This window comes from Bradyrhizobium sp. SHOUNA76 (assembly GCF_023006445.1).
GTDB lineage: Bacteria > Pseudomonadota > Alphaproteobacteria > Rhizobiales > Xanthobacteraceae > Bradyrhizobium.
The window spans coordinates 1-2477 of the sequence record NZ_JALBHA010000711.1 but is presented as its reverse complement, the minus strand read 5'-3'; the positions used below and the strand labels follow the sequence as shown (position 1 = coordinate 2477).

The window sequence follows — 2477 nt, the reverse complement described above, 5'->3', positions numbered from 1 at the left end:
GGCACGCCCCTGGACCCGCCGCCCCCGTGCCTTCGTTGACGCACAGGGGCGCGCGCGTCACGCCACGGGATGGACAGGCGCAGCGTCATGGACGCTCGGTTTCCGGAGTCTTTCCGGCGTTCAGCTTCTCGAACTGCCGCAGGATCTCGTTACCCCGCTTGACAGCGTCATCCATGGCCTGCTGCGGCTGCTTCTGACCGGCGAACACCGCCTCGACCTCCTGGCGCTGGGCCAGCATGGTCTGCACGAAGTTGCCGAAGCGGAAGCCGCGCGAGTTCTCGTTCGGCGTGCCGCGCGAGAGCTGCAGCACTGCGATCTCCCTGGTCGGATGATCCTTGTAATAGCCCCGCTCCCGCGCGAGCGCATAGGCGCGGTTGGTGGCGGGAACATAGCCGGTCGCACCGTGCCACCAGACCTGGGTTTCCGGCTGGGCGACGAAATCCAGAAAGGCCGCGACGGCCTCGTAGCGCTCCGGCGTGTGACCCTTCATGACCCAGATGGCGCCACCTCCGATGGTGCTGTTGAGAGGCGGATTGATGTCGCTCTCGTGCGGCAGGAAAGTGGCGCTCCAGCTGATGGTCGCATTGCGCTCGATGTTGCCGTGCGATGCGGTCGAATTGACGAAGGTCGAACACCGGCCCGACGTGAACAATTGCTCGGGATTGAAGCCCTGGCCCGCGATCTGCATCACGCCGTCATCGAGCCATTTCTTGAGCCGCGCGACTTGCGATACCACCTTGGTCTTGTTGTAGACGAACTCGGTGCCGAGCCCGTCGAAGCCGTTCGCCATCGTACCGTAGGGCTGGTTGTTGATGGCGCTGTAGTTCTCGAGCAGGCTCCAGTAGAAATCGCCGGGCAGCACCGTGCCGCACTCGCTGATCCCCTTGGACTTGATGGCGTAGAGCTGCTTCTCCAGCTCCTGCCAGGTCTCGGCCGGTTTGTCGAAACCGGCCTTCTGGAAGTGATCCTTGTTGTACCAGAAGATCGGCGTCGACGAGTTGAAGGGCATCGCGGACATCCGCCCCTTGTAGCTCCAGAAGCCCGCCACGGGCTTGATGAAGTCCGAAAAGTCGATCTTGTAACCCTTCTGCTCCACCAGATCCTGCACGGGAACGATGGCTCCTGACAGCAGCATCGTCATGTAGCCGCGCTCGGCGATCTGCACCATCTCCGGCGGCCGCTTGGCGCGATAGGCGGCGATCACACCGTTGGTCACCTCGTCATAGTTCCCCTTGGCGACCGCGACGACCGTGTACTTGTCCTGCGAGGTGTTGAACTTCTCGACCAGCTCATTGAGCCGATCGCCGAGGACACCACTCATGGCGTGCCACCACTGGACCTCGACCCGCGCCTGCGCCGGACCAACCAATGCCAACGCGCCGAACAAGGCCGCGATGAATGCGACTTTCCTACCCATGGGCAGCCCTCCCTCGCCGGGCAAAAAGACCCGAACTATACATTTGTATTTCTATCATGACATATGTGTCGAGATGATGAAAGAGGGGCAATGCCCTCTCCTATCGGGCAGTGCCGGCGTCGGAGGCGACCCGTGCCTGGGGACGCGGGATCCGGTCGGCAAAGGGGCTATGAAGCGCTTCGAATTGCCCGGCCGACCTTCTGCAGCGCTTCGAAGGCTCGAAAGCGCCGATTGGCCCAGTCAGCGAGAGCAGCCTGGGGTTGATGGATGTCTCCCAGGACCGACATCGCCTGCATCGCTTCGCCGAGATTGGCATAGTCGCCCGACGCAACCGATCCAAGCATGGCAGAGCCGAGCAGGACGGCCTCTGGCGATGCGGACGCAGCAACCGTCAACCCCGTCATATCCGCGAGCACCTGCCGCACGAGGCGGCTCTTTGCGGCACCGCCGCTGACCACGATCGTATCGATCGCAATGCCCTTGTCTTGCTGAGCGCGAACGATCTGCCGGGCCCCGCAGCCGAGGCCGCAAAGCCCGGCAAGATAAAGTGCGACCAGGCTCTCCAGATCCGAGCGCATATCAAGCCCGGCAATCAGTGCGCGCGCTTTGGGATCCGCGAACGGCGCGCGATTGCCGAGGAATTCGGGGACGACATGAAGCTCGCCGACCAACGCCGGGAGCATTTCTGCACCTCCGCGTGATTCAATTTCCGAGGCCAGCCAATCGGCGAGCGTCTGCTGCTTCTGGCGCGCAGCCTGTGTCGCTTGCGCGGAATGCGGATGCATCTGCAACAGATGCTCGATCGCCGCGCCGGCGGCCGACTGCCTTCCTTCATTGAGCCAAAGCCCAGGCACCATGGCGGAGAAATAAGGTCCCCAAACACCGGGGACGAAGGACGGAGCCGCGTGGTGGTCATGGTACAGGCGGACGTTCCGAAGACATAGGCTTTGCGCGTCAGCACCGTGCCCGCCGTACCGCGCGCCCCCACTGTGCCGACGCCGCCGGCATGCGCATCGATCAGGCCTGCGGCGACCGGCGTAGCCGTCGCGAGCCGGAGATC

1 protein-coding gene and 1 pseudogene are annotated in these 2477 nt (G+C 63.5%); both read right to left on the bottom strand.

What is annotated here, in order from left to right:
- Positions 1-85: 85 nt before the first annotated feature.
- Complete coding sequence (locus MOV74_RS36025) at positions 86-1417, bottom strand: extracellular solute-binding protein (RefSeq protein WP_246932014.1); 1332 nt, start codon at positions 1415-1417, stop codon at positions 86-88.
- A 167-nt stretch (positions 1418-1584) separates the two neighbouring features.
- Positions 1585-2477: pseudogene (locus MOV74_RS36020) on the bottom strand (FGGY-family carbohydrate kinase); the annotation flags it as partial.

Coding starts and splice junctions, on each gene's coding strand:
- MOV74_RS36025 (WP_246932014.1), bottom strand. CDS start 1,417: ATGGGTAGGAAAGTCGCATTCATCGCGGCCTTGTTCGGCGCGTTGGCA.